Below are 15,826 nucleotides of genomic sequence, written 5' to 3' on the forward strand. Positions count from 1 at the left end.
TCGGGGTGCGGCGCGGGCACTCGCCATTGACCTGGCGTCGGCTCGGATGTTAGACAGCGTTAAGCGATATACGCAATGGGTGTTGCATATGATGCAACGATGACTTCGATCGAGGAGGCCCCCTTGGCTGCCGACCGTCCTGTGTCCGGACTCGCCGACGAGCTGGTCGACCACCGCTTCAAGGCACTCCCGCCCGATGCGGAGGGCCTGACCGTCGGCGCCCTCGCCGCCGAGCGGCGCAACCTCTTCACGGGCGGCTTCACCACCCCGGTGCTCGCCCTGTCCGCCGAGTCGGTCGAGCACAACCTCGCCATCCTGGAGACGTACGCGGAGCGCCACGGGCTCGCGTTCGCCCCGCACGGCAAGACCTCCATGTCCCCGCAGCTCTTCGCCCGCCAGCTGGAGCACGGCGCCTGGGGCATCACCGCGGCCGTGCCGCACCAGGCGCGGGTCTACCGGGCGTACGGAATCCGGCGGATCTTCCTCGCCAACGAGCTCGTCGACGCCGCGGCCCTGCGCTGGCTCGCCGGCGAGCTGGACTCCGACCCGGAGTTCCGCTTCATCTGTTACGTCGACTCGGTGCGCGGCGTGGAGCTGATGGACGAGGCGCTGCGCGCGGCGGGCGCCTCCCGCGCCGTCGACGTCGTCGTGGAGCTGGGCGCGGGCGAGGGTGCGCGCACCGGCGTCCGCACCGAGGCCGAGTGCGCGGCGGTGGCCGACGCGGTGGCGGCGACCGGGACCCTGCGTCTGGTGGGCGTGGCCGGTTACGAGGGCGAGGTGCCGGACGCGTCCGGCGAGCGGGTACGGGACTGGGTGCGCCGGCTCGTCGCGCTGGCCGTCGACTTCGACCGCGCGGGGCGCTTCGCGGCGGCCGACGGAGAGATCGTGATCAGCGCGGGCGGCAGCGCGTGGTTCGACGCGGTGGCGGACGTCTTCGCGGAGATCCCGGAGCTCTCCGCGCCGGTGCTGAAGCTGCTGCGCTCGGGGGCCTATGTCTCGCACGACGACGGCCACTACCGCCATCTGACCCCGTTCAACCGGGTGCCGGAGGAGGGCGTGCTGCAGCCCGCCTTCCGGCTCTGGGCGCAGGTCGTGTCGCGTCCGACGGCCGAGCAGGCGTTCCTCAACGCGGGCAAGCGGGACGCGGCGTACGACCTCGACCTTCCCGAGGCACAGGTCGTGCGGTCCGGCCGGGACGGCGCGGTCCGGCCGGCTGCGGGTGTCTCGGTCAGTGGCCTGTCGGACCAGCACGCGTGGGTGCGTACGGAGCCGGGCGCCGAGCTGGAGGTGGGCGACTGGGTGGGGATGGGCCTGTCGCATCCGTGCACGAGCTTCGACAAGTGGCAGTTGATTCCGCTGGTCACGGCGGACGGCACGGTCACGGACTACATCCGCACCTTCTTCTGATCCCCCGTCCCCTGCCGGCGTCCGGGGGCTCCGCCCCCGGACCCCCGCTCCTCGATCGCCGGAGGGGCTTGAACTGGAGCCCCCCATGGACCTGGTCATCCGCAACGCCCATGTCGTCGACGGCACCGGCACCCCCGGCCACCGCGCCGACGTGGCCATCGCCGACGGCCGGATCGCCGAGATCCGCCCCGAGGGCTCCCCCGGCCCGCGCCCCTCCGCCCGCCGCACGCTCGATGCCGACGGGCTCGTCCTCTCGCCCGGCTTCATCGACATGCACGCGCACAGCGATCTCGCGCTGCTCCGCGACCCGGACCACAGCGCCAAGGCCGCGCAGGGCGTCACCCTCGAAGTCCTGGGCCAGGACGGTCTGTCGTACGCCCCGGTCGACGACCGGACGCTCGCCGAGGTACGCCGTTCCATCACCGGCTGGAACGGCAACGGCGACGACATCGACTTCGACTGGCGCACGGTCGGCGAGTACCTGGACCGTCTGGACCGCAACTTCGAGGGCCGGGGCATCGCGGTCAACGCCGCCTATCTCATCCCGCAGGGCACGGTCCGGATGTACGCGGTGGGCTGGGAGGACCGCCCCGCCACCGGGGCCGAGCTGACCCGGATGAAGGAACTCGTCGCCCGGGGCATGGCGGAGGGCGCGGTCGGCATGTCCTCCGGCCTCACGTACACCCCCGGCATGTACGCGAACGACGCCGAACTCACCGAACTGTGCCGGGTGGTGGCCGAGTACGACGGCTACTACTGCCCGCACCACCGCTCGTACGGGGCGGGCGCGCTCGGCGCGTACGAGGAGATGGTGCAGCTCACCAGGAACGCGGGCTGCGCCCTCCATCTCGCCCACGCCACCATGAACTTCGGCGTGAACAAGGGCAGGGCCCCCGAACTGCTCACCCTGCTCGACCGGGCCCTCGACGCGGGCGCCGACATCTCCCTCGACACCTACCCGTACACCCCCGGCTGCACGACCCTCGTCGCGATGCTGCCGAGCTGGGCGAGCGAGGGCGGGCCGGAGTCGGTGCTCACCCGGCTCGCGGACGACGCGACGGCGGAACGGATCCGGCACCACTTGGAGGTGCTGGGCTCGGACGGCTGCCACGGCGTGCCGATCGAGTGGGACACGATCGAGATCTCGGGCGTCGGTGTGCCCGCGCTCACCGACCACGTCGGACGCACAGTGGCCGAGTCCGCCCGGCTGCGCGGCGAGGCGCCCTGGGTGACCGCGCGCAGACTGCTCATCGAGGACCGGCTCGGCTCGACGATCCTCCAGCACGTGGGCCACGAGGAGAACGTGCGGCAGATCATGCGCCACCGGGTGCACACCGGGGGCAGTGACGGCATCCTCCAGGGCGACAAGCCGCACCCGCGCGCCTACGGCACGTTCCCGCAGTATCTCGGCAGGTACGTACGGGAGTTGGGCATCCTGTCGCTGGAGGAGTGCGTCGCCCACCTCACCTCGCGCCCGGCCCGGCGGCTGCGCCTGACGGATCGCGGGTACGTCCGCGAGGGCTACCGCGCCGACCTGGTCCTCTTCGATCCGGCGACGGTGGCGGCGGGCTCCACGTTCGAGGAGCCGCGCACGCTGCCGGTCGGCATCCCGCACGTACTGATCGACGGCCGGTTCGTCATCGAGGACGGCCGCCGCACCCAGGTGCTGGCGGGCCGGGCCGTCCGGGGAACGGGGCGCGTCGCCGGGTAGGGCGTCGTTCCTTGGGGCGTTTCGCCCTCACTCCCCCGCCTGCTCCCCCGCCTGCTCCTTCGCCCAGGCCAGGTCCTCCTCGGTCGGGGCGTCGTCCTGGGTGAGGTTGCGCCGCCAGTAGCCGCTGAACTGCACGGCCGCCCGGGGCAGCCCGCGCTCCTCGACCAGATGGCGGCGCAGGGCCCGTACCGCCCCCGCCTCACCGGCCAGCCACGCGGCCCCGGGCCCGTCGGGCAGCCGGGCCGCCCGCACCGCGTCCGGCAACGACCCGCCCCGGTCCCGGTGCACCCAGTGGACGGTCACATCGCCGGGCGAGCCGAGCGACTGCTCCTCCGCCGCGTCGGCGACCTCGGCCCAGACGAGCGCCCGCGCCCCGGCCGGCAGGGACTCCAGCAGGGTCCCGATCGCGGGGAGCGCCGTCTCGTCGCCGGCCAGCAGCAGCCAGTCGGCGGCGGGCAGCGGCCGGGCGTACAGCGAAGACGGGCCGACCATGCCGAGCACATCGCCGGGGCGCGCGTCCCGGCCCCAGCGGGTGGCGGGGCCGTCGTCGCCATGGAGCACGAAGTCGACCGCCATCACATCCAGTCGGCTGTCGTACCCACGAACGGTGAAGCTCCGCATCAACGGTCGCTCCGGCTCGGGGATCGCGAGGTACGCCTCGTACCACCGCATGCCGTACGTGTCGTCGGCGTCCGGCTCCGGCAGCCGGGGCACGCCCTGCCCCTCCCTCGGGAAGCAGAGCTTCATCTGCTGGTCGGGCCGGTCCTCCATGAGCTCCGCCAGCGCGTCCCCGGTGAAGGTGACGCGCGCCGTCCGCGGAGTGACCCGCTCCACGCCGACGACCCGCACATACGAAACGGTCAACGCCTGCCCCATCGCGGCTCCGCCCTCTCCGACTGATAGTTTACGCCGTAAGGAATTACCCGGGTGAAGTTACTTTACGGCGTAAGGAGTCGCAAGTGGTGGTCTTTGCCGGACAGGGCGACGCCCGTCGTTCGATGTCCCTGCTGTGGCGCGCCGACCGTCCGGAGCAGCGGGGCCGGCGCCCCGGCCCCAGGCCGGGGCTGAGCGTCGACGCGATCGTGACCGCCGCGATCACCGTCGCGGACGAGGACGGCATGGCCGCGCTGTCGATGCGCGCGGTGGGCGAGCGGCTCGGCCGTACCGCGATGGCGCTCTACACCTATGTGCCCGGCAAGAGCGAGCTGCTGGACCTGATGTACGACGCGGTCCACGCCGAGCTGCCCACGGAGTACGACGACACCGGCAACTGGCGTACGGGGCTGACCGACTGGGCGCGGGACAGGCTCGAATTCCACCTCCGCCACCCCTGGGTACTCCAGGTCTCCCAGGCCCGCCCGGTCCTCGGCCCGCACGAGTACGCGGGGCTGGACACCCTGGTACGCCTGCTGAACGCGACCGGGCTCGAAGCGCAGATGCTGCGGCGGCTGGTCGGCACGCTGTCCCACTTCGTCCGCGGCTGCGCCGGGACGGTCGCCGAGGCGCGGCAGGCGGCGGCGGTGACGGGCGAGTCGGACGAGGAGTGGTGGTTCGCCCGCACGGCGCTGCTGGGCGAGGTGGCCCCCGACTTCGCGGACCGCTATCCGAGCCTGACCGCGATGGAGACCGGGTCCGCCCCGCAGTCACCGGCCCCGGCGCCGGCGTCCGGCGAGGAGGCGGTGCCGTATCTGGAGCGGGAGGCGCGGGAGACGTTCGACGTCGGGCTCGGGGTGCTGCTCGACGGGATCGAGGCGGCGGTCCGGCGCACGACGGCGCCATGAGCCGCCCATCGCGAACCATGAATGGTGAACCACGAACGGTGAATCGCCGCCGCGACACCCGGTGGAGGGCATCGCGGCGGCGACGGGTTCACGGGATCACGGCTTGGGCAGGGCACACCCCGCACGGTCGAGGTCGAACTTGTTGCCGGCGCCGATGCACGGCACGATGCCGTACGTCTCCTGGGCGTAGTTGATGCCCTCGCGCACCGTCACATTGCCGCTCTCGTCGACCTCGCACGGGTTGTTGTCCGTGCACTCCTGGCCGTCCTCGTTGCCGGTGTTGTTGACGGCGACGACCTTGCCGGTCGCGTTGTCGATCACCGGGGAGCCGGACGTGCCGCCGATGGTCTGGCAGGCGGAGGTGTAGCGGACCGAGTCCTTCCAGGTCCACTCCCCTTCCTTGAGGCGGTAGACGAAGCCGTCGACGTTGCAGGCGTACGTGCGCTTCCAGTAGCCGGACACGACCGTGATCGCGGTGCCCTGGACCGGGTGCGCGGTGTTGAGCTCCAGCGCCTTGATGCCGTAGCTGCTCTCGATCTGGGCGTAGGTGCTGGTGAGTTCGTACACCGATATGTCGGTGTCGGTCATCGTCCCGTACGCGATCTTGCTCGCCCGCAGTGTTCCGACACCGCTGCCCGAGGCGTTCAGCAGGGTGAAGCTGCGGGTGGACGGCTGGTCGAACACGACCTCACCGGGGCCCGGGAACCCCGACTCCATGCAGTGCCCGTTGGAGAGCACGAGCGCGTGGTCGCCGGGCTGGGAGTCGGGAGTGCGGACGACGGAGCCGGAACAGTTGCTGAGCGCCACGGTCCCGGCGAAGTTGACCGCCTTGGGCCGGACCTTCTCCTTGACCGCGGTGGGCGACGCCGCTTCGTGGCCGGTTGACGCGGTTGCGGGCGCGACACCTGCCCCGAGGAGCAGGACAGCGAACAGCGCACCGACGAGAGGCTTCTTCATGTGGGGGTCCCCTCAAGTGACCTGGGCAGGGTCCTGATGGCCCCCACCCACCGAAGTTTCCTTCGGATTTGACATGCGCATGTTGGCGCACTGAAGGGGCCCCCACAAGGGGCGGTTTCAAGCCATCGGGCCCAGGGCCCGTCAGGCGACGACCGGCTCCACCGGGATCCACAGCTCGGCCGCGGCCTCCCCCGCGACCGGCGACGGCCCGACGCGCAGGATCTCGGGACCGGGCCTGCTCCGGTACGGATTGGACGGGAACCACTGGGTGAACACGTCCCGCCACAGGTACTGGAGCGCCTCGGGGAAGGGCCCGGAGTTCTCGAAGACGGCCCAGGTGCCCGCCGCGACCACCAGCACGTCCAGGTCGTCGGGCGTGTCCGCACCGGTCACCACGGCGTGGTAGTAGTCGAGTTCGGTCCCCTCCGCACGGCTCTCCGCGAGGTTGTCGCTCACCTGGACGATGCCCTCCGGCTGCTGATCGGACAGCGCCGCGATGCGCCCCACGGTCTCCTTGTCGATGCCCCGGATGAACTCGGCGATGGCCGAGTTGACCCCCTTGTGCACGAGAGGAACCCGCGCCTTCCTGCCGGCCACCCGGAACTCGTCCTTGGCCACGATCCGGTATTCCATACTGCTGCTGCCTTCGACCACGAGACGGAAGGACATCCGGGGCTGGGACCGCAGAACCGCACCGGCCCGCCGGGCCTCGCCCGGACCGACACCATGCATGGCACGGAACGCCCGAGCGAACGCCTCGCCCGAGGAGTAGCCGTAGCGCACGGCGACCTCCAGCAGCGTCCGCTCCCCGTTCAGCACCTCGGCACCCGCGAGCGTCAGCCGCCTGCGCCGTACGTACTCCGACAGCGGCATCCCGGCCAGCGCGGAGAACATCCGCCGGAAGTGGTACTCCGACGCCATGGCGATCCGGGCCAGCTCGGCTGCCTCGATCCGCTGATCGAGACGGCCCTCGATGTGCTCCATGGCCTGGTTCAGCTTCTCCAGCACCCCGGTCTCCTTCTCTTACGGACACTCACATGAGGAAGAATGCACCCCGGCCCACCCGACACTCCGTGCCCGTCACGGTCGGGACGGTCGCGGCGGTGCGCCGAAGCGCGCCAGACAGTGCCAGACCTTCTTCAGCGACTGGAGGTCGTGGCGGCCGGAGCGGGCCGCGTCACCGATGATCCGCGGGTCGAGGACCCCGTTCTCGGCGATCTCGGCGCCGAGGTCGACGAACTCCCCTCCCCGGTAGTCGGGGTGGCGCCGCAACTGCTCGACGGTCAGCCGGAATCCCGCGTGCCACTCCGTGCGGCAGGGCAGCCGGCGGGCCGCCTCCTCGACCGGGGTGGACCGGTAGCAGGGGTCGAGCACCAGGGCCTCCACATGGCGGTCGAGGACGACCGGGCCGTGGATCTGCGCCTCGATGTAGTCGTCGAGCGCGTCCCGGTCGTCGGCCTCGGCCAGCTCGATGAGATGCATGCCGGACGCGACGCCGAAGTCCACCGGCTCGGCCGCACTGTCCGGATAGCAGAACGTGGCACGCGGGAGGGTGTCCGCGGTCAGCCGGAAATACGCGGAGCCGAACCTGGGGGCAGCACCGACGGTGGAGTCGCGGAAGTCCAACGCCCCGTAGACCGGCCGCTGTTCGCCCGGCACCCCGTCGTAGGCCCCGTCGAAGATCCGGCTCTCCCAACGCCATCGGTCCCCGCCCGGGTGCGCCGTGAGACCGCCGTTGCTCGTGCCGGTCACGAACTGCGAGTGGTAGACGCCGTCCTGCGCCAGGGCGACCAGGACGGGCCGGCCCGCCGCCTCGCGGTCGGGGTGGAAGTTCAGCGTCAGTCGCAGCGAGGTGTCGAGCGGTCTCCCCGACGAAAGGGACGCGACATGGCCGAGGGCCCGGTCCTGAGGGGACGGGGACGGAGACGGGGACGGATACACGGCCGGGGCCGGAGACCGGGGCGCGTCGTCGTGCGGCGGTGCGGTGCGGGGCATCAGGGCCTCACGGTCCGGGTGTCCGGCCGCGCCGCCTTCAGGGCGTCGTAGCCGACGAAGTCGAACATCCGGTGTCCCGGGGCGAGTTCGCGAGGCTCACCGGTGAAGCGGTGTGCGCCGACCCCGTACCCCGCGTCCGGCTCGGACAGCCACCGGCGCTCGAAGCCGCGCTCCTCGAACCAGTCGCAGACCAGCGGCACCCGGTCGGGCGCGGCGCGGTTGCGGGTCCAGACGACGGTGCCGCCGGGCCCGCACAGCCGGGTGCAGATGTCGATGGTGCGCTCGATGTCGGCATCGACGACATTGCCGAACACACCGCAGACCAGCACGAGATCGGCCGGTGCCAGATCGAGATAGTGATCGGTGAGCGAGGCGTCGCCCGTCACCACGTCCACCCGCGTCAGCCCCGCGTCGCGGGCCGACTGCCGCGCCACCGAGGCATTTCCGGGGTCCAGCTCCACCAGGCGGCCCCGCACGTCGTCGCGCCGGGGGTGGTCCGCCAGCACGCCGATGAGATCGCGGCCCTGCCCGGCGCACACGCTGATCGCCCGCAGCGGACCGGGAGGTGCGGTGTCCAGGACGTCCCGGATCCGGTCCTCGACGGCCCGCAGCCGCCGGGCCAGCCATGAATCGGGGACATCGTATGCGTCGTGCCATGCCTGCCAGTCCATGGCCGGGACCCTACGACCGGGTCACCGGGCACGTCATGCGAGTTCTGCCGGGCCCGTCGCACCCGTACGACGGTTGCGGCCGCCACAGGGCTAGGGCCTGTCCGGCGGATCAGGGTCGGACAGGGCGCGGCGGCTGGTGCGGTGCATCGCAAGGCGCCGGAGCGTCCTGATAGCGGAGCTATTCGGACGTTTCGGCAACGCTGCGAGGTGCCGTGTCAGCCGCCGCGACCCCGGCCATGATCCGCCGGACAGGCCCTAAGCGGCCTCCGTCGCGGCCGCTTCCCTCGACAGCTGCACCGCCTGGCGCAGGCTCAGGCCCGGCTCGGCTTTGCGCAGTGCCTTGACCGCCGCGACCGCGTCGAGCGGACCCTGGTGGCCGCCCGCCCGGATCCGGCGCCCCGCCCAGCGGCCCCGCATCTCGGCGTCGGGTGCGCCGGCCGCGTCGGCGACCACGGCGAGGGCCCGCTCCAGGCCGGGGCGTTCCTCCGCGCCCGCGGTCTCCAGCGCCTGCCGCAGCGCCGCGCCGATGGCTTCCGCGTCGCGCACCACGACCACGGCCATGTCCTGCTTCCCGTTTCCGATCATGCGGTCATGGTCCCCGGGGAGAGTCGCTCTCTCACCCGATTTGAGCCACATCTGAGGTACGCAGGAGGCGCCTGGGTCCCGAGGACCCCTCTGTTCCGCCTTCCGCACCCGCATATCCCTCGGTCAAGCCGCGTGAGCCTCGAACCAGAGAGAGCCGAGGTCATGGCCGGGCGTGAGGCGCACATCGGCGTCCAGGGCGGCCGTAAGGCTCCTGAGGAGTTCGATCGTCGGCTCTGTACCGCCCTCCTCGATGCACTCGATGTCGCCCTCCTCCATGCCGGTACGTCCGGCCAGCTCGGCCACGCTGAGCCCAAGCGCGGTGCGGCGGTCATGGAGAGCCTTACCGAAGGCCAGGGCCTCTCGAATGGCAATCCGTTCCGGATCCTCCGTCCGGACGCCCGAGGCAATCCAGCGGCTGTGCTGTCCGGCCATCACGCTTTCCTCTCATACGTCGCGGACACCGCTTCATGATGCGTGCTTTCGCAGACTTTCGAAGTCGTACGGATCGCTCGTACGACGGCCAACCGGACGACGAGCCCATACGTCACGCCCGCACGCCCCGAACGCTTCCCGCGTCGTGGCGCATCTCACCCGTCCGTGTCCGTCACGCCCCTGTTCCACCGCATTCGAAGCCCCGCCCCCGTCCCCGCCCGGCGTTCCCACGGTGCCGGGCAGTGGGTGCATGGCTATGGAAGACGGTGCGGGGCGGGGGAAATACCCGGGTGGGGCAACCTGAGGGGAAAGGCCGGGCGGCTCGCGGGGTGCGGTCGTAAGCTCCCAGACATGCAGGTCATCCAGTCCACGAAGCTCGCCAATGTCTGTTACGAAATCCGGGGCCCCGTGCTCGAGGAGGCGATGCGGCTGGAAGCAGCCGGTCACCGCATCCTCAAGCTGAACACCGGCAACCCTGCCGCGTTCGGGTTCGAGTGCCCGCCCGAGATTCTCGAGGACATACTGCGCAACCTCTCCGGGGCGCACGGCTACGGCGACGCGAAGGGGCTGCTGTCCGCGCGGCGGGCGGTGATGCAGCACTACCAGACCAAGGGGATCGAGCTCGACGTCGAGGACATCTACCTGGGCAACGGCGTCTCGGAGCTGATCCAGATGTCGATGCAGGCGCTGCTCGACGACGGCGACGAGGTCCTCGTACCGGCTCCGGACTATCCGCTGTGGACGGCTTCGGTGTCGCTGGCCGGCGGCACGGCCGTGCACTACCGGTGCGACGAGCAGGCCGACTGGATGCCGGACCTCGCCGACATCGAGCGGAAGATCACCGACCGCACCAAGGCCATCGTGATCATCAACCCGAACAACCCGACGGGTGCGGTGTACGACGACGAGATGCTGCGCGGGCTGACGGAGATCGCCCGGCGCCACAATCTGGTGGTCTGCTCCGACGAGATCTACGACCGGATCCTGTACGACGGGGCGACCCACACCCCGACCGCGACGATCGCGCCCGATCTGATGGTGCTCACCTTCAACGGGCTCTCCAAGAACTACCGGGTGGCCGGATACCGGTCGGGGTGGCTGGCGGTCTGCGGCCCGAAGGCGCACGCCTCCTCGTACATCGAGGGGCTGACGATCCTCGCCAATATGCGGCTGTGCGCCAATATGCCCTCGCAGCACGCCGTGGCCACCGCTCTGGGCGGGCGGCAGTCGATCGAGGACCTGGTGCTGCCGGGAGGGCGGATCCTGGAGCAGCGCGATGCGGCGTACGACCTGCTGACGCAGATTCCGGGCGTGACCTGTGTGAAGCCGAAGGGGGCGCTGTACCTCTTCCCGCGCCTCGACCCCAAGGTCTACAAGATCAAGGACGACCGGCAGATGGTGCTCGATCTGCTGCGGGCCGAGAAGATCATGGTCGTGCACGGCACCGGGTTCAACTGGCCGGAGCCCGATCACTTCCGGGTCGTGACGCTGCCGTCGACCGAGGATCTGACGGACGCGGTGAGCCGGATCGCGCACTTCCTGGACGGGTACGGCCAGCCTTAGACCGACCGGCAAGCCTTAGGGCCTGTCCGGCGGATCAGGGTCGGACAGGCCCTGGACCGACCGACGATTTCACGGACACCAGAATCGATTGCGGATAACTTTAGACTGAATCCAAGGTAGGATGGTTCCACTGCAACACCAGGAGGCCATCCATGTACGAACCGATCCGCACCAAATCGGTCCACACACCGGCCGACCACGCCGACGACTTCCCGCACCGTTCCCGCGAGGAAGAGCTGGACATCCAGCTCGCCGGGCACCTGGCCGCACTCCTCGCGGTCACCGACGAGCTGGGCCTCGGCGAGGCGGGCGACCGCATCGCCGAGCAGGTCGCCAGGCTGCGCGGCGCGCCGCCCGCCCGGCACGCCGGCCTGACCGACGCACCCGCACCGGCGCTGCACCGCCGCGCCCACGCCCTCGCGGGACGCGCGCTGGTGGTGGCCGCGTCCCGTGCCGACACGGCCGTCGCGATTCTCGCGGCCGAACGCATGGACGCCCACACCGCGGCGCTCGCCGCCGCCCCCGTCGCCCCGACGCGACTGGTCGGCGCCCACTGACGGCCCCGGTCCACGTGCCGTCGAGGCGCGTGGGCCGGGTGCCACCCATCCCCGCAACGCGCGGGCAGCCGTTCCCGTCCCCGTTCCGCCTCCGTTGCGTACTGGGATGATTGCTTAACCTTCCGTCCACCCAACTCCGCCTGGAATGTGGGTTTCCGCGAGCAGGCTTCGCGTGTGAGACGCATCGTGGGAATCGTCCTGGCGGTGCTGCTGATCGGCGGAGTGGCAGTAGCCGTCGCAGCAGGCCGCGACAGCAAGGACAAGAGCACGGCAACGAAGACCGTGCGTGGAGTGATCGGTTCGGAGAAGGCCGAGTTCTTCGCCGATCCCGACGTGGTGAAGGCCCTTGCCGCCAAGGGGCTCACCGTCAAGGCGGAGACATCCGGGTCCTGGGCCATGGACCAACTTCCCCTCAAGGGTTACGACTTCGCCTTCCCCGGCTCGAAGGCCCCGGCCGACGAACTGCAACGCGGTTCCGCCGTCAAGGGCGGGCCGCTCAGGCCCTTCTACTCTCCGCTGGTCGTCGTCGCGCACCGCGCCGCCGCGCAGGTCCTGGCCGACAACGGGCTCGTGACCCTGAGCGGAAAGTCCAGCGGCAAGCTGCTCATGGGGCCCTACCTCCGGGCCGCCCGCACGGACCGGACCTGGCAGCAGCTCAAAGGGGCTGACAAACACGCCGAGTTGACCGGAACGGTGTTCATCACCAGCACCGACCCCGTCTCGTCCAACTCCGGCGCCCTCTACCTCGCCGCCGCCTCGTACGTGGCCGACGGCGGCCGGGTCGCCGCGGACGAGGCCGCGATCGACCGCACCGCACCGCTGCTGAGGAAACTGATCCAGGTGCAGGGGGCGCAGCAGACCAGCAGCGACGCCCCGTTCCGGGACTTCATCAGCGGGGTCGGCAATCCGCTGGTGCTGGTGTACGAGTCGCAGGTCGCCTCGCTGCTGATGCAGCGGCAGGACGCCGGGGACCTGGTCCTCCTCTACCCCGACACCACCGTATCCAGCGACCACACCCTCGTGCCGCTGACCGCGACCGGCCGACGGCTGGGCGAACTGCTCTCCATCGACCCGGAGTTGCGCAAGCTCGTCGTACGGCACGGTTTCCGGCCCCAGGGCGCCGCGGCCGAGTTCACCGCGGCCACCGCCGGCCACACCGACTACATCGACCAACAGCTGACCGGTGTCCGCCAGGCGCCCGTGCCCACCGCCACGGTGCTGCGCGCGATGGCCCGGCGGACCCGCGGCTGACGACATACGCTCCCTGGAGACCCCCGCCATGACCGAAGAGCCGCAACCGCTCGCCCTCACCCCGCCGGGCGACTCCGCCCCGCCGCTCGTCCTGACCGCGCCGGAGCCGGTCGCCCCGGTCCGTGCCGAGCAGGCCGCCGGTCTCGTACCGGTCGACGAGTCGGTACGGACGGAGATGACACGCCGCGCCACCGAGTACGTCGGCGGCCTCGCCGGGCTCGATGCCCGGTCGCCCGAATTCACCACCCGGATCGGGGAGATCGCCGCACTCGGGCAGGGAGACATCCGCAGTGCCGCCCAGCAGTCCAACCGGATGCTGGACCGCACCGTCCGTTCGCTGGCCGGGTCCGGGGCCGGGGGCGTGGACGCGCAGACCCGAGTCGGCTCGTCCCTGGTCGAGCTGCGCCGCACCGTCGAGGACCTCGACCCGCGCGACACCCCGGGCCGCGGTGCCCGTCGGCTGCTGGCCAGGCTTCCCGGCGGCAACAAGCTCCGCGACCACGTCGCCAAGTACGCCTCCTCCCAGGCCACCCTGAACCGGATCGTGGGCTCGCTGCGCGGCGGGCAGGACGAGCTGCGCCGCGACAACGCGGCCCTGCACACCGAGCGCACCCGGCTCTGGGAGACCATGGGCAAGCTCCAGGAGTACGTCGTGCTCACCGAGGCGCTGGACGGCGCCGTCGAGCAGCGCATCGCGCAGGCCGCGGCCCCCGACCCGGCGCAGGCGGACGCGCTGCGGGCCGATGTGCTCTTCCCCGTGCGGCAGAAGCACCAGGATCTGCTGACCCAGCTCGCGGTCTGCGCGCAGGGGTACCTCGCGATGGATGTCGTACGGCGCAACAACGACGAGCTCATCAAGGGCGTCGACCGGGCCGCGACCACCACCGTCTCCGCCCTGCGGATCGCCGTGATGCTCGCCTCGGCGCTGGAGAGCCAGCGCAAGGTGACCGAGCAGGTGCAGGTGCTGCGCTCCACGACCGAGGACCTGATCCGCGGCAACGCGGAGATGCTGGCCGGCCAGAGCGGCGAGATCCAGCGCATCGCGGCCGATCCGGCGGTGGGCGCGGAGACGCTGCGCACCGCGTTCCAGCAGATCTACCGGACCCTCGACGCCATCGACACGTACAAGGTGCAGGCCACCGAGTCGATGGCGGCGACCGTGGAGTCGCTGACCGCCGAACTCCAGCAGGCCAGTGCCCATTTGGAACGCAGCCGGTCGGCCGGTCCGCTCGACGGCGGGGGGCTGGGATGAGCGGCCGATCCCGGCGGCCGAGACGGCTGCGGCGCCGGGTCGCCCGTTCGCTCGTCGCGCTGCTGGCCGTCGCGGTGCTCGCCCCGCTCGCCGCCTGCTCCGGATCGGACGACGGGGCGTCCGGCGGGGCGTCCGGCGGGGCGTCCGGCGGGGCGTCCGGCGGGCCCGAGAAGGACGACGGCAGACCGCGGGCCGGCACGCTACGGGTCCTGGCATCCAGCGAACTCGGCGATATGAAGCCCCTGTTGGAACAGGCCAGGAAGGCCACCGGAATCACCGTACGGCCCACCTGGACCGGCACCCTCGACGCCGTCGAACTGCTCGGCTCCGGGAAGGCGGACGGAGCGTACGACGCGGTCTGGCTGTCGTCGAACGACTATCTGCGGCTGCGCCCGGACGTGGCGAGACGCATCACCTCGGAGACTCCGCTGATGGCGTCGCCGGTCGCCCTCGGGGTCCGCCCGGCGACCGTGCGGCGGCTGGGCTGGCAGCCTTCGGACGTGACCTGGTCGCAGGTGCACCGGGCGGTCGCCGAGGGCCGGCTGACGTACGGAATGACCGATCCGGACCGTTCCAACTCCGGATTCTCCGCGCTGGTCTCGGTCGCCTCCGCACTCTCGGGCGCCCAGTCCGCGCTGACCGACGCCGATGTCCGCGGGGCGAGCGGAAAGCTGACGGAGTTCTTCGCGGGGCAGCGGCTGACCTCCGGCTCCTCGGGCTGGCTGGCCACCGCGTACGCCCGGCGCGGCACCGTCGACGCGCTGATCAACTACGAGTCGGTGCTGCTCTCGCTGAACCGCGACAGCCACACCGGGCTGACCGTGATCCGTCCCCGCGACGGGGTGGTGACGGCCGACTACCCGCTCAGCGCGCTCGCCGCCGCCGCTCCGGACGCCAAGGACTCGGTCCGCGCGCTGACGGAGTACTTCCGGACCCCGGCCGTCCAGCGGAAGCTGACCCGGGACACCTTCCGCCGCCCGGTCGTGCCCTCGGTACGGCCCGCGGCGCCGCTCGCCGCCGACGCGCGCCGCGAACTGCCGTTCCCCGGCTCGCGATCCGTCGCCGACGGGCTGCTCCACAGCTACGAGAACAAGCTCCGCCGGCCCTCGCGCACCGTGTACGTGCTGGACACCTCCGGCTCGATGGCAGGGGAGCGGCTGACGGCGCTGAAGGCGGCCCTGACCGGGCTGACCGGGGACTTCCGGGAGCGGGAGGAGGTCACGCTGCTGCCGTTCGGCTCGTCGGTGAAGCAGGTCCGTACGCACACGGTCGACCCCGCCGACCCGCAGCGGGGCCTGGCGGCGATCAAGGCGGACACCGCCGCACTGACGGCCGGTGGCGAGACGGCGATCTATTCGAGTCTGAAGTCGGCCTACGAGCAGATCGGCGACGGCACCGAGTCCGCGTTCACCTCGATCGTGCTGATGACGGACGGCGAGAACACGGCGGGCGACACGGCCGGCGGATTCGCCTCCTACTACCGCGCGCTCCCGGCCGCGCGCCGGGTCACCCCGGTCTTCCCGATCGTCTTCGGCGACTCGGACCGCAAGGAGCTGGACCGGATCGCCGAACTGACCGGCGGCCGGCTCTTCGACGCGACGAAGGAGCAGGGTCCCGGCTCCCTGGACGGCGCATTCGAGGAGATCCGTGGATACCAGTAGACC

Annotated in this window: 15 protein-coding genes; 8 read left to right on the forward strand and 7 right to left on the reverse strand. The window is 71.4% G+C overall.

Going from position 1 to position 15,826, the window contains the following annotated elements; translation table 11 throughout:
• Positions 1 to 99: 99 nt before the first annotated feature.
• Entirely contained in the window at positions 100 to 1,407 is a 1,308-nt protein-coding gene (locus tag OG520_RS14725) for an alanine racemase (protein WP_406013472.1), read from the forward strand.
• An 85-nt stretch (positions 1,408 to 1,492) separates the two neighbouring features.
• Positions 1,493 to 3,118 carry an amidohydrolase family protein gene (locus tag OG520_RS14730; RefSeq protein ID WP_406013473.1) on the forward strand — a complete coding sequence of 542 codons (1,626 nt, stop codon included), beginning with the start codon at positions 1,493 to 1,495 and terminating at the stop codon, positions 3,116 to 3,118.
• A gap of 27 nt (positions 3,119 to 3,145) precedes the next feature.
• Here OG520_RS14730 and OG520_RS14735 read toward each other — a convergent pair whose 3' ends face one another.
• Positions 3,146 to 3,994: a siderophore-interacting protein gene (locus OG520_RS14735; protein ID WP_406013474.1), complete on the reverse strand. Its 849-nt coding sequence runs from the start codon at positions 3,992 to 3,994 to the stop codon at positions 3,146 to 3,148.
• Between the two features lie 83 nt (positions 3,995 to 4,077).
• On the opposite strand from OG520_RS14735, the gene OG520_RS14740 reads away from it, so the two are divergent.
• A complete protein-coding gene (locus OG520_RS14740; RefSeq protein WP_406013475.1) occupies positions 4,078 to 4,899 on the forward strand; it encodes a TetR/AcrR family transcriptional regulator in 822 nt (273 codons plus the stop codon).
• 96 nt (positions 4,900 to 4,995) lie between these two features.
• Here OG520_RS14740 and OG520_RS14745 read toward each other — a convergent pair whose 3' ends face one another.
• The 6 genes from OG520_RS14745 to OG520_RS14770 form a co-directional block, all read right to left on the reverse strand.
• A complete protein-coding gene (locus tag OG520_RS14745; protein WP_406013476.1) occupies positions 4,996 to 5,856 on the reverse strand; it encodes a serine protease in 861 nt (286 codons plus the stop codon).
• A gap of 141 nt (positions 5,857 to 5,997) precedes the next feature.
• Positions 5,998 to 6,864, reverse strand: a complete 867-nt coding sequence (locus OG520_RS14750) for a GyrI-like domain-containing protein (RefSeq protein WP_406013477.1) — start codon at positions 6,862 to 6,864, stop codon at positions 5,998 to 6,000.
• A 72-nt stretch (positions 6,865 to 6,936) separates the two neighbouring features.
• Positions 6,937 to 7,851, reverse strand: coding sequence for a DUF3626 domain-containing protein (locus OG520_RS14755; protein ID WP_406013478.1), 915 nt, complete (start codon positions 7,849 to 7,851; stop codon positions 6,937 to 6,939).
• Positions 7,851 to 8,522 carry a methyltransferase domain-containing protein gene (locus OG520_RS14760; RefSeq protein WP_399327525.1) on the reverse strand — a complete coding sequence of 224 codons (672 nt, stop codon included), beginning with the start codon at positions 8,520 to 8,522 and terminating at the stop codon, positions 7,851 to 7,853. Before OG520_RS14760 ends, OG520_RS14755 begins: the two co-directional genes overlap by 1 nt.
• 255 nt (positions 8,523 to 8,777) lie before the next feature.
• Entirely contained in the window at positions 8,778 to 9,107 is a 330-nt protein-coding gene (locus OG520_RS14765; RefSeq protein ID WP_406013479.1) for a hypothetical protein, read from the reverse strand.
• 123 nt (positions 9,108 to 9,230) lie between these two features.
• Positions 9,231 to 9,539, reverse strand: a complete 309-nt coding sequence (locus tag OG520_RS14770) for a helix-turn-helix domain-containing protein (protein WP_406013480.1) — start codon at positions 9,537 to 9,539, stop codon at positions 9,231 to 9,233.
• Positions 9,540 to 9,890: 351 nt separating this feature from the next.
• Here OG520_RS14770 and OG520_RS14775 point away from each other — a divergent pair, with 351 nt between their 5' ends.
• From OG520_RS14775 to OG520_RS14795, 5 genes are all read left to right on the forward strand, one after another.
• Positions 9,891 to 11,102 carry a pyridoxal phosphate-dependent aminotransferase gene (locus tag OG520_RS14775; protein WP_266415026.1) on the forward strand — a complete coding sequence of 404 codons (1,212 nt, stop codon included), beginning with the start codon at positions 9,891 to 9,893 and terminating at the stop codon, positions 11,100 to 11,102.
• A 152-nt stretch (positions 11,103 to 11,254) separates the two neighbouring features.
• Positions 11,255 to 11,659, forward strand: coding sequence for a hypothetical protein (locus OG520_RS14780; RefSeq protein WP_399327521.1), 405 nt, complete (start codon positions 11,255 to 11,257; stop codon positions 11,657 to 11,659).
• A 147-nt stretch (positions 11,660 to 11,806) separates the two neighbouring features.
• Entirely contained in the window at positions 11,807 to 12,910 is a 1,104-nt protein-coding gene (locus OG520_RS14785; RefSeq protein ID WP_406013481.1) for a hypothetical protein, read from the forward strand.
• 28 nt (positions 12,911 to 12,938) lie between these two features.
• On the forward strand, positions 12,939 to 14,162 hold the full coding sequence (locus OG520_RS14790; protein WP_406013482.1) for a toxic anion resistance protein: 1,224 nt from the start codon (positions 12,939 to 12,941) through the stop codon (positions 14,160 to 14,162).
• Complete coding sequence (locus OG520_RS14795) at positions 14,159 to 15,823, forward strand: substrate-binding domain-containing protein (RefSeq protein ID WP_406013483.1); 1,665 nt, start codon at positions 14,159 to 14,161, stop codon at positions 15,821 to 15,823. Before OG520_RS14790 ends, OG520_RS14795 begins: the two co-directional genes overlap by 4 nt.
• Positions 15,824 to 15,826 lie beyond the last annotated feature (3 nt).

Source organism: Streptomyces sp. NBC_00984, assembly GCF_045162475.1.
Classification (GTDB): Bacteria; Actinomycetota; Actinomycetes; order Streptomycetales; family Streptomycetaceae; genus Streptomyces.

What these genes read in the sequence shown, in the direction of transcription:
- OG520_RS14725 (WP_406013472.1), top strand. Translation starts at nt 100, where the DNA reads ATGACTTCGATCGAGGAGGCCCCCTTGGCTGCCGACCGTCCTGTGTCC.
- OG520_RS14730 (WP_406013473.1), top strand. Translation starts at nt 1,493, where the DNA reads ATGGACCTGGTCATCCGCAACGCCCATGTCGTCGACGGCACCGGCACC.
- OG520_RS14735 (WP_406013474.1), bottom strand. Translation starts at nt 3,994, where the DNA reads ATGGGGCAGGCGTTGACCGTTTCGTATGTGCGGGTCGTCGGCGTGGAG.
- OG520_RS14745 (WP_406013476.1), bottom strand. Translation starts at nt 5,856, where the DNA reads ATGAAGAAGCCTCTCGTCGGTGCGCTGTTCGCTGTCCTGCTCCTCGGG.
- OG520_RS14755 (WP_406013478.1), bottom strand. Translation starts at nt 7,851, where the DNA reads ATGCCCCGCACCGCACCGCCGCACGACGACGCGCCCCGGTCTCCGGCC.
- OG520_RS14760 (WP_399327525.1), bottom strand. Translation starts at nt 8,522, where the DNA reads ATGGACTGGCAGGCATGGCACGACGCATACGATGTCCCCGATTCATGG.
- OG520_RS14765 (WP_406013479.1), bottom strand. Translation starts at nt 9,107, where the DNA reads ATGATCGGAAACGGGAAGCAGGACATGGCCGTGGTCGTGGTGCGCGAC.
- OG520_RS14770 (WP_406013480.1), bottom strand. Translation starts at nt 9,539, where the DNA reads ATGGCCGGACAGCACAGCCGCTGGATTGCCTCGGGCGTCCGGACGGAG.
- OG520_RS14775 (WP_266415026.1), top strand. Translation starts at nt 9,891, where the DNA reads ATGCAGGTCATCCAGTCCACGAAGCTCGCCAATGTCTGTTACGAAATC.
- OG520_RS14780 (WP_399327521.1), top strand. Translation starts at nt 11,255, where the DNA reads ATGTACGAACCGATCCGCACCAAATCGGTCCACACACCGGCCGACCAC.
- OG520_RS14790 (WP_406013482.1), top strand. Translation starts at nt 12,939, where the DNA reads ATGACCGAAGAGCCGCAACCGCTCGCCCTCACCCCGCCGGGCGACTCC.
- OG520_RS14795 (WP_406013483.1), top strand. Translation starts at nt 14,159, where the DNA reads ATGAGCGGCCGATCCCGGCGGCCGAGACGGCTGCGGCGCCGGGTCGCC.